The 9458-nt window shown below is 65.4% G+C and carries 9 protein-coding genes and 1 pseudogene; 3 read left to right on the top strand and 7 right to left on the bottom strand.

The annotated features are described in order from the left end of the window. Positions 1 to 37 precede the first annotated feature (37 nt). Positions 38 to 838, bottom strand: coding sequence for a DeoR/GlpR family DNA-binding transcription regulator (locus ACE3UG_RS18415; protein WP_374626572.1), 801 nt, complete (start codon positions 836 to 838; stop codon positions 38 to 40). 164 nt (positions 839 to 1002) lie between these two features. Beyond that, positions 1003 to 1506, bottom strand: coding sequence for a hypothetical protein (locus tag ACE3UG_RS18420; protein ID WP_374626547.1), 504 nt, complete (start codon positions 1504 to 1506; stop codon positions 1003 to 1005). 335 nt (positions 1507 to 1841) lie between these two features. Between ACE3UG_RS18420 and ACE3UG_RS18425 the strand changes: the two genes are divergently transcribed. Further along, positions 1842 to 2993: a glycerate kinase gene (locus ACE3UG_RS18425; protein ID WP_374626549.1), complete on the top strand. Its 1152-nt coding sequence runs from the start codon at positions 1842 to 1844 to the stop codon at positions 2991 to 2993. A gap of 71 nt (positions 2994 to 3064) precedes the next feature. Here the strand turns inward: ACE3UG_RS18425 and ACE3UG_RS18430 are convergent, their stop codons facing one another. Both ACE3UG_RS18430 and ACE3UG_RS18435 read right to left on the bottom strand, forming a co-directional pair. Beyond that, the gene (locus tag ACE3UG_RS18430) at positions 3065 to 3865 is read right to left on the bottom strand and encodes an aminoglycoside phosphotransferase family protein (RefSeq protein ID WP_374626551.1); all 801 of its coding nucleotides are present in this window, start codon (positions 3863 to 3865) and stop codon (positions 3065 to 3067) included. A 9-nt stretch (positions 3866 to 3874) separates the two neighbouring features. Next, a complete protein-coding gene (locus tag ACE3UG_RS18435) occupies positions 3875 to 4780 on the bottom strand; it encodes a LysR family transcriptional regulator (RefSeq protein WP_374626553.1) in 906 nt (301 codons plus the stop codon). Between the two features lie 246 nt (positions 4781 to 5026). Here ACE3UG_RS18435 and ACE3UG_RS18440 point away from each other — a divergent pair, with 246 nt between their 5' ends. Continuing rightward, complete coding sequence (locus tag ACE3UG_RS18440; protein ID WP_374626555.1) at positions 5027 to 5290, top strand: MFS transporter; 264 nt, start codon at positions 5027 to 5029, stop codon at positions 5288 to 5290. After that, complete coding sequence (locus ACE3UG_RS18445) at positions 5291 to 5692, top strand: MFS transporter (protein ID WP_374626574.1); 402 nt, start codon at positions 5291 to 5293, stop codon at positions 5690 to 5692. It begins immediately after the preceding gene. Between the two features lie 62 nt (positions 5693 to 5754). Here the strand turns inward: ACE3UG_RS18445 and ACE3UG_RS18450 are convergent, their stop codons facing one another. The 3 genes and pseudogenes from ACE3UG_RS18450 to ACE3UG_RS18460 all read right to left on the bottom strand — a co-directional run. After that, complete coding sequence (locus tag ACE3UG_RS18450; RefSeq protein WP_374626558.1) at positions 5755 to 7203, bottom strand: bifunctional 2-methylcitrate dehydratase/aconitate hydratase; 1449 nt, start codon at positions 7201 to 7203, stop codon at positions 5755 to 5757. 158 nt (positions 7204 to 7361) lie between these two features. Next, positions 7362 to 8552, bottom strand: coding sequence for a 2-methylaconitate cis-trans isomerase PrpF (prpF, locus tag ACE3UG_RS18455; RefSeq protein ID WP_374626560.1), 1191 nt, complete (start codon positions 8550 to 8552; stop codon positions 7362 to 7364). Between the two features lie 11 nt (positions 8553 to 8563). After that, a pseudogene (locus ACE3UG_RS18460) lies at positions 8564 to 9458 on the bottom strand (Fe/S-dependent 2-methylisocitrate dehydratase AcnD); the annotation flags it as partial.

The raw sequence follows: 9458 nt of genomic DNA on the forward strand, positions 1-9458 counted from the left end.
GCGAATCCGCGCCTACCGGTGGTCGCGCATAACGGCGTCAGTCCGCAACGTGCACCTGCGTGCGGGCTTCCTCGATCACTTGCGCCATACCGGCGGGCACGGGGCGATCCGTGAACAGCGCGTCGACTTGCGACAGGTGCCCCAGACGAACGAGTGCCGGGCGTCCGAACTTGCTGTGATCGGCGGCGAGGAATACGGTGCGGGAGTGGGCGATGATCGCTTCCGCCACACGGACTTCGCGGTAATCGAAGTCGCGCAGCGTGCCATCGGCGTCGATGGCAGAGATGCCCACGATGCCGAAATCGACTTTGAACTGACGAATGAAATCGAGCGTGGCCTCGCCGGTCACACCCTGATCGCGCGCGCGCACGACGCCGCCGGTAATGATGACTTCGGCGTCGGCATAGTTGCTCATCATGGCGGCGACATGCAGATTGTTGGTAATGACACGCAACCCCCGATGCCGCGATAGCGCCCGGGCCACGGCTTCGGTCGTGGTGCCGAGATTGATGAAGAGCGACGCGTGATCGGGGATCTGCTCCGCAAGGCGCACGGCGATGCGGCGCTTCTCTTCCGCCAACTGCGCCTGACGGGCATCGTAGGCGTCGTTCTCGGCCCCGCCCGGCAGTCCGACGCCACCGTGGTATCGACGTACCCACTTGCGCTCCGCCAGGAAGTTGATGTCGCGCCGGATGGTCTGCGGTGTGACCTCGAAGCGCGCGGCAAGCTCGTCGACGGTCAGAAAGCCGTCACGGCGAACCGCGTCGAAGAGCGCCTGCTGGCGCGCATTGAGCGATGCCGGGCTGGCATCGCCGGCATCGCTGGCGGTCGCCGACATCTCGGAGAGATCGACGGATTCGGTAGGGGACATTGGCACGCACGCAGTAGAAACCTTCGTGCGGCCCGGCCGGCTGCACGTTCGCCGTCATGATACCTCGCCGTGGCATGACGCCAAGGTGAGCGCCGCACGGCGGCGCGGCCGTCATTCGGGGCGCGGTCCCCTCAGAGGCATCGACGCACGGCGTCGGCGAGCGACTGGGGACCGGTCGACCCGAGATACAGCGAGCCTTCGCTGCCCGGCTTGTGCGGGACCAGATCGAGAACGGCGAGAATGCCGTCGTCTTTCGATGAAAGTTGGAGTGTCTGACCCGCGCCTGCCTTCATGCGTTGCAGACTCGCGTGGGGCAATTGCTTCTTCCAGAGATGCGCCGTGCAGGCGCTCACGCGAGCGAATGTCTTCTTCGACGCGCCCTGCCAGACGGCACCGTTGCTCCGTGCGTCCTCGACGGTGCCGCGATAGGCGGGCAACGTCTCGACTTTTACGTTTTCCGGTGCAATGTCGGCCAAGGTCCCTACAGGCGGTTCGTCATGATCGACCGCTGGCGCCATCTGCGCGCACCCGGCGACCAGAACCGCGAGCCCCATGCCTGCTGCGGCAACCGCGAGCGCAATATCGCGCCGCCCCTCACGCATCGTGCCGGAATTGCTGTCTTTGCCCCGGTTCATGCCCCGCTCCACGCTTGCTGACGATATGGCGATATGGCCTGTCCGAGACGGATCGGACGACGCGCCGTTGTTTGGCGCTCATCTTACCCGCGTTATTCACAGCATGGCAATTCGCGCAATGCGCGCTGGCCCGAATCGCGTATATTGCTGGTTTCTGTCACACTGCGTTGCACCGTCTTGCGCCCAACCCTGCTGCGAGGCGACGTGCAATCCCGTCCACCGGGCCCAGGATAAACCGTCCGGCCGGTACGCCATAAGCGATCACAATCCAGCGGGCATGACGCAAGCGTGAATCCTGCCAACCCGTATCAATTTTTGCGACTGTCCCGATTTCCATGTCCAGCATTGCGCAAGCCCCGATCATCGTCATCGCACCCGATTCGTTCAAGGGTTCACTGAGTGCCCCGGAAGTGGCGCGCGCCATCGCGTCCGGCATCGCCCGCGCTCTGCCGCAAGCCGATCTGCGCTTGCGTCCGATGGCCGATGGCGGCGAAGGCACGCTCGACGCCCTGCTGTCCGCAGGCGGACGCCGTGTGCCGCTGTCGGTGCGTGGCGCCGGTCAGGCATCGGTCACGGCCGAGTACGGCATCATGCCCGATGGCACGGGCGTCCTCGAAAGCGCCAGCGTGGTGAGCATTACCGACCCTGTCGGTATGCAGACCCCGGTGGCCGAACGCTCGACGGTTGGCCTTGGCGAGTTGCTGCGCGCACTGCTCGATACGGGCGCACGCCGGGTACTCATCGGGCTGGGCGGCAGCAGCACGAACGACGGCGGCGCAGGCCTGCTCGTCGGCCTCGGTGCGCGCTTGCTCGACGCATCGGGCGAAGCCGTGCAGCCGGTGCCTGCCGCGCTGCATCGCGTGGCATCGATCGATCTGAACGGGCTCGACGCGCGTCTGAAGGACTGCGAACTGATCGCCATGTCCGACGTGAACAATCCCCTCAATGGCCCTCAGGGCGCCACGGCGATCTTCGGGCCGCAGAAGGGCGTGAGCGACGCACAGGTCGATCCGCTCGACCGTTCCATCGCGCATTTCGCAGGGCATGCCCATCGCGCGTTCAATGCCAACGAGGCGTCGAGCCGTGCGGGGGCGGGCGCTGCCGGCGGCCTGGGTTTCGCCTTGCATTTGCTGGGCGCAAAGTTCCGCTCCGGCGCGGAGGTCGTGGCCGAGCGCGTCGGCCTGCCGCAGGCGGTGGAAGGCGCCGACTGGCTCATCACCGGTGAAGGCCGCAGCGACGGACAAACGCTCTCCGGCAAAACGCCGATGGTTGCCGCACAGGTGGCGATCAAGGCGGGCGCCACGGCGTCGCTGCTCTCGGGCGCCATCGACCGCAGTGCGCTCGATAGTCTGTCGCGTGTGTTCTCGGGCTGCTTTTCGCTGACCTTCGGTCCGACCACGCTGGAAAAAGCCATTGCCGACGCCGCCGGTCTGCTGGCCGACAGCGCGGAACAAATGACTCGGCTGCGATACACGCACAAGGGCTGAGGTCTGCGCGTCACGATGTCGTGACGCCCCGGCATTCCGTGTATCTCGGGCGTATCCCGGACGTACTAACGTCATTCGACGATGCCAAGCGCGGCGGCCGCCAGGCACGCCACGTCCAACGTGCGACGGGCATCGCCGCCATCTTCCGTGCACCACACGCTCGACAAGCCCGCCCACGCCAACACCCACTTCAACAGCCGCTCACGATCGATGTCGGCTGCTTGCGTCACGACGTCGACTCGCCGCGCGAAAATCCCGGGCGCGAGCGCCGTCTCTCCGTCCGGGTTACAGAAGAGATTCGCATAGTCGAAACCGCGTTCACCATGGAGCCCCTTCGGATCGATGGCGAGCCAATCCATTTCGCCGAAATCGAGCACGTTGCCATGGTGAAGGTCACCGTGCAACACCACCCGCTCCTGTGGTGCACCCAGCAATTCTCGCGCCGCACGGGCGCTATGCGCCAGTATCGGCGGTTGCGTCGATGACAGTGTCGACAGCGCGCTGAACCACTGCGTCAAAGACGTGAGGGGCGGCGTGGGGGCGGCGCGTGGCCGATGCAAGCGCGCGGCCGTTGCGCAGAGAATTCGTGTCGCGTCATCGTCGCGCCCCTCTCTGGCCATTCTCGCGAGCGATGCCGAACCCTGCGCTCGCACCATCAGCAGCGCCTCGCCGTCGTGCGCGAGCACCGGCGCAGCGCCATCGCCCGCCCACCATGACATGACATCTGCCCCCGCGATTTCCTCGGGTTGGTGCGAAAGCTTCAGAATGGCAGGGGTGTCCCGGAACCGCACCGGCAGGAGATGACCGCTGAGTGAAGCAAAGGCATCGCCATCGCGCGTCAGGTTCCACCGCTGAAGGTAAGGTTCGAACATGTGCCCTCCTCAGCGAATATCGGGGGCGATCCGAGCCCGCAAGCGCGGCGTCGCGAAATCGAGAAACGCGCGCAGCTTGAGCGGTAGCGGTGTCTGCCCTTGGTGAACCAGACTGACCGGGAGTGGCGCCGCTTCGAAGTCGCCAAGTACCACCCTCAAGGTATCGTCTTGCAACGCCTGCGCGACCTGGTAGGACAGTACACGCACCAGCCCCACCCCCAGCACCGCCACCGAAATTGCCGCCTCCGCCGTGTTGACCGCCAGTCGCGATCGTATACGCACAGACTGCTCGGATCTGCCCGAACGAAAGACCCAGGCACGCCGCGATGCGAGCACCTCGAAGGTAATGCACGCGTGGCCGACGAGATCCTGGGGCGTTACCGGAACGCCGTGTGCGTCGAGATAACCGGGGCTGGCGCAGACGACACGGCGCACGGCCCCCATGCCGATGGCCACAAGCGCGCAGTCCGGCAAGTCGCCGATGCGCAGCGCCACATCGGCATGCTCGTCCATCAAGTGCACCACCCGGTCCGTCAGCACAAGACTCACGTCGATCTCCGGGTACTGCGCGAGGAACTCCGCCACCACCGGCAAGACATGCAGACGCCCGAACACAACCGGCGCGGTGAGCACCAACTCGCCCTTGGGCATCGCGGACTCACCCGTGGCGGCTCGCTCGGCTTCACCGATCTCCTCGATAATCCGGCGACACGCCGCCACGTACGAACTGCCCGCATCCGTCAGCGACAACTGTCGGGTCGTGCGGTGAAGCAAGCGCGTCTTCAAATGCGACTCCAACTCGGCCACCTTCCGGCTCACCGTCGCCAGCGGCATCCCGAGACGGCGCGCGGCAGCCGACAGGCTACCCGCATCCACGACGGCAATCAAAACGGACATGGATTCGAGCCGACTCATGGACCCTGCCGAAATTCGGAAAGATGATTCCCGATGTTGACGGATTCTCTACGTGGATGCAACCGAGTAATGTCTGCAACCAGGGGATGGCGAGCAGATGGTGTGTCGCATCGGGTGGCCATCGCTGTAATTCCGCCGACCTCGTTACAGGAGTGCACCATGGGCCCAACGCGCCTATTCCATGGCTCACCGCGATCGCAGCCATCGCAGTCCACACCAGCGATTGCCTCCCGGGGCAAGATCGTCATGATGGCCGTCATCGCGGGGGCGGTCGTCACCAACATCTATTGCACGCAGCCAATCCTGCCGTTGATCTCGACAAGCCTGCATGTCGACCTGAGCACCGTCAACCTCGTCGCCGCTGCTGCGCTTCTGGGCTTCGCGACGGGACTGGCTTTGCTGCTGCCGTTGGGCGATCGTTACGATCGTCGCACGCTGGTGCTAGCGCAGATCGCCCTGGCCTTCGTCTTCGCGCTGGCTGCCGCGTTCGCACCGGGCATTGGAGCGTAGATCGCCGCCTCGTTCGGCGGACGAGCCACCGACCGGCTCGGACCGCGCATCGTGATCGCGGCGAGCATCGGCATCGTTACGCTCGCCTGCGTGCTGCTCGCAGGTGCCGACACCTCGCTGGCGCTGCTTGTGGCCGGCGTGATCGTGCTCGACATTGGCGTGCAAGCGGGACTCGTGTCGAATCAGACGCGCGCCTTCGGCGTCGACCCGAGCGCGCAAGGCCGCATCAACAGCCTATACATGACGGCCACGTTCTTTGGCGGCGCCGTCGGTGCAACAATAAGCGGCTGGCTAATGGCACGTTCCGGATGGGATGGCATCACCGGGCTGGGGATCGCACTCGGCATCGTGGCCCTCGCCCTCCATTGGCAGGGGGCGCGGCGATTCGACAGTGCCACGTGAAGGCGACACGGTGTGACACGGCTCACGGCGCCCGCATCGGCGCCAGATACCTGACTACCGCGTCACACCATCAAATCGACGAACTGGTGCACCGGCATCGCTTCGAGCCGCTGCTGATCCAGCGCGACCTCGAGAATATGGGCCTGCGCACGGGCAGCGAAGCGCCGGGCCAGATTGGTCTTGAACTTCTCCACGAGCAGCGGAATGCCCTCGGCGCGACGGCGACGATGCCCGATGGGATATTCGACGAGAACTTCGTCGAGCGTCGTACCGTCGGTGAAGGTCACGCTCAGCGCGTTGGCAATCGAGCGCTTGTCGGGGTCGTGATAGTCGCGCGTGAACTGCGGATCTTCCTCGCAGACGATCTTCGCGCGCAGCGCATCGATGCGAGGGTCGGCCGCCACACTGTCTTCATAATCGGCCGCCGTCAATCGTCCGAACAGCAACGGCACGGCCACCATATATTGAATGCAATGATCGCGGTCCGCCGGATTGGCGAGCGGCCCTTGCTTGTCGATGATGCGAATCGCCGCGGCGTGCGTGCGAATCCGCACTGACTGGATGTCCTGCGCGCTGCGCCCCATCGCCTGCAACCGACGATGCAGCGTCATTGCGCTCTCTGCCGCCGTCTGCGCGTGAAACTCCGCCGGGAAAGCAATCTTGAACAGCACGTTCTCCATCACGTACGACCCGTAAGGCCGCTGAAACGCGAATGGCCGGCCCTTGAGCAGCACGTCGTAGAAGCCCCAAGTCTTGGCAGTGAGCACCGACGCATAGCCCATCTCGCCGGTGCGCGCCATGAGCGCGAGCCGCACCGCCCGGCTCGTGGCATCGCCGGCCGCCCATGATTTGCGACTGCCTGTGTTCGGCGCGTGGCGATAGGTGCGCAGACTCTGCCCGTCGACGAACGCGAGCGAGAGCGCGTTGATCAGTTCGTCGCGCGAGAGTCCGAGCATCTCGCCGACCACCGCCGTCGACGCGACTTTCACCAGCACCACGTGATCGAGTCCGACCTGATTGAACGAGTTCTCCAGCGCAAGGCAGCCCTGAATCTCGTGCGCCTTGATCATCGCGGCGAGTACGTGCCGCATGGTCAGCGGCGGCTGCCCCTGCGCCACCGCCGTGCGCGAAAGCCAGTCTGCCGTCATGAGTATGCCGCCGAGATTGTCGGACGGATGTCCCCATTCGGCAGCCAGCCAAGTGTCGTTGAAGTCGAGCCAGCGAATCATCGCGCCCAGGCTGAACGCCGCCTGCACCGGGTCGAGCTGATATGGCGTGCCGGGAACCTTCGCCCCGTTCGGGACGATTGTGCCCGGCACGATCGGGCCGAGCAGTTTGGTACATGCGGGATACGAGAGCGCTTCGAACCCGCACCCGAGCGTATCGATCAGGCAGTTGCGCGCGGTATCGAAGGCGAGATCGCTACGGATTTCATAGGTGAGGACGTAGTCGACAATGTCGGTCAGAACCTTGTCGGGCGTGGGACGCACATTCGAGATGCCTGCGGACATCGGCCGCCTCCTGTGACGTTGATGAAAACCGCCCTCGCACCCGTGCGCGGCAGCTTCCCGAGACCTCCCATGATAAGCGGCTGGCGAGCGCGATGCTCGTCAGCCGCCCGAGACTGTCCGTTGCCACGCCCTGTCGCCGCGCAGGGTGCGTCACGCGCTCACAATGCGTCGCCGGGAATGCGCACCCAACCTTCCATCAACACGCGTGCACTGCGACTCATGATGGCCTTGGTGACGGTCCACTCACCGCCCACCGCTTGGGCTTGCGCGCCCACACGCAGGGTGCCCGACGGATGCCCGAAACGCACCACCTCGCGAGCACCGCCGCCCGCCGCCAGATTCACGAGCGTGCCAGGAATCGCCGCTGCGGCACCGATGCAGACCGCTGCGGTGCCCATCATCGCGTGGTGAAGCTTGCCCATCGACAGTGCGCGCACCAGCAAATCCACGTCGGACGCATTCACGACCTTGCCGCTCGACGCCGTATAGCCGGCAGGCTTCGCCACGAACGCCACCTTCGGCGTGTGCTGACGCGTAGCGGCCTCCGAGACGTCCTTGATCAACCCCATGCGGATGGCGCCGTATGCACGAATCGTCTCGAACATCGCCAATGCCTTGGCGTCGCCGTTGATGGCATCCTGCAACTCCGTGCCCCGGTAGCCGAGGTCCTCGGCATTGAGGAAGATCGTCGGAATGCCCGCGTTGATCATCGTTGCCTTGAACGTGCCCACGCCGGGGACTTCGAGATCGTCGACGAGGTTGCCGGTCGGGAACATGGCTCCGCCGTCACCGTCGTCCTCGGCGGACGGATCGAGGAATTCGAGCGGCACTTCGGCGGCCGGAAAGGTCACGCCGTCGAGTTCGAAATCCCCCGTCTCCTGCACAGCCCCGCCGGTCATCGGCACATGCGCGACGATCGTCTTGGCGATGTTGGCCTGCCAGATACGCACGACGGCCACGCCATCGCGCGGCACTCTCGCCGGGTCCACCAGCCCGGCGCTGATCGCGAACGGGCCAACGGCCGCCGACAGGTTGCCGCAGTTGCCGCTCCAGTCGACGAACTTCTGATCGATGGACACCTGCCCGAACAGATAGTCCACATCGTGCCCCGGCCGCTCGCTCTTCGCGATGATGACCGTCTTGCTCGTGCTCGACGTGGCCCCGCCCATGCCGTCGATCTGCTTGCCGTAGGGGTCGGGGCTGCCGATCACGCGCATGAGCAGTGCATCGCGCGTCGCGCCCGGCACCTGCGCGGCGGCGGGCAAGTCCTGCAGGCGAAAGAACACGCCCTTGCTGGTGCCGCCACGCATATACGTAGCGGGAATGCGGATTTGTGGCTGATGCGCCATCGCGTCTCTCCTCAGGCAGCCGCCTGCGACGATTCCAGAAAGTCCTGCGCGAAGCGCTGCAACACGCCACCCGCCTCGTAAATCGACACTTCCTCGGCCGTGTCCAGACGGCACGTCACCGGCACTTCCACGCGCTCGCTGCTTCCGTCCTGCTTATGGCGGTGAATGACCAGCGTGAGGTCCGCGCGCGGCGTGCGCTCACCGATCACATCGAAGGTTTCGCTGCCATCGATGCCGAGCGTCTTGCGATTCGTACCCGGCTTGAACTCGAGCGGCAACACGCCCATGCCGACCAGATTGGTGCGGTGAATGCGCTCGAAGCCCTCGGCGACGATGGCCTCGGTGCCTGCCAGGCGCACGCCCTTGGCCGCCCAGTCGCGCGACGATCCCTGGCCGTAATCCGCCCCGGCAATGACGATGAGCGGCTGCTTGCGCGCCATGTACGTCTCGATGGCCTCCCACATGCGGGTGATTTTGCCTTCGGGCTCGATACGCGCGAGCGAACCGGCCTTGACCTGACCGTCCACCACGACCATCTCGTTCTTGAGCGTCGGATTGGCGAACGTGGCGCGCTGCGCCGTCAGATGATCGCCGCGGTGCGTGGCGTAGGAATTGAAGTCCTCTTCCGGCAGGCCCATCTTCGCGAGATACTCGCCCGCTGCGCTGTCGGCCATGATCGCGTTCGACGGCGAGAGGTGATCGGTCGTGATGTTGTCGCCGAGCACCGCCAGCGCCCGCATGCCGCGCAGCGTGCGCTCGCCGGCGAGCGCGCCCTCCCAGTACGGCGGACGACGGATGTAGGTACTCATTTCACGCCAGTCGTACAGCGGCTCGGCCCGCTCGCCTTGCTCGATCGATGCGGCGAACATCGGCTCGTACACGCGGCGGAATTGCTCCGGCTTGACG

Origin of the sequence: Pandoraea sp. (assembly GCF_041919235.1) — a bacterium.
Classification (GTDB): Bacteria; Pseudomonadota; Gammaproteobacteria; order Burkholderiales; family Burkholderiaceae; genus Pandoraea.

Coding starts and splice junctions, on each gene's coding strand:
- ACE3UG_RS18415 (WP_374626572.1), bottom strand. CDS start 838: ATGTCGGCGACCGCCAGCGATGCCGGCGATGCCAGCCCGGCATCGCTC.
- ACE3UG_RS18430 (WP_374626551.1), bottom strand. CDS start 3,865: ATGTTCGAACCTTACCTTCAGCGGTGGAACCTGACGCGCGATGGCGAT.
- ACE3UG_RS18450 (WP_374626558.1), bottom strand. CDS start 7,203: ATGTCCGCAGGCATCTCGAATGTGCGTCCCACGCCCGACAAGGTTCTG.
- ACE3UG_RS18420 (WP_374626547.1), bottom strand. CDS start 1,506: ATGAACCGGGGCAAAGACAGCAATTCCGGCACGATGCGTGAGGGGCGG.
- ACE3UG_RS18440 (WP_374626555.1), top strand. CDS start 5,027: ATGATGGCCGTCATCGCGGGGGCGGTCGTCACCAACATCTATTGCACG.
- ACE3UG_RS18435 (WP_374626553.1), bottom strand. CDS start 4,780: ATGAGTCGGCTCGAATCCATGTCCGTTTTGATTGCCGTCGTGGATGCG.
- prpF (WP_374626560.1), bottom strand. CDS start 8,552: ATGGCGCATCAGCCACAAATCCGCATTCCCGCTACGTATATGCGTGGC.
- ACE3UG_RS18425 (WP_374626549.1), top strand. CDS start 1,842: ATGTCCAGCATTGCGCAAGCCCCGATCATCGTCATCGCACCCGATTCG.